Below are 255 nucleotides of genomic sequence, written 5' to 3'. Positions count from 1 at the left end.
AATCGAGCATCGTATCTTGGCCAACAGGGAACATATCAAAGCCTTCAAAGCGACCAATTTTTAATTCCCAGTCGGCTTGGCGACCAATAGCGAAGAAAGCATCATCCAGATCCACATCACCACTGGATTTTAGTAGCGGCTGAACTTGAACTTTTAGATAGTGATCATTGGCGACTTCACGTTCTGCAGCGATCTGCACCAAAATACGGCCACTTTGACTAAAGTCTTGAGTACTTTGATTGTTTCTATCTTTAT

Annotated in this window: 1 protein-coding gene; it reads right to left on the bottom strand. The window is 42.7% G+C overall.

The annotated features are described in order from the left end of the window. Window positions 1–255 (bottom strand): carbohydrate porin (locus RAD10_RS42250; RefSeq protein WP_461622062.1); only part of this gene is annotated, 255 nt, incomplete at both ends.

It is taken from the genome of Bradyrhizobium sp. 23AC (assembly GCF_054863025.1).
This window is presented reverse-complemented; position numbering and strand designations above follow the sequence as displayed.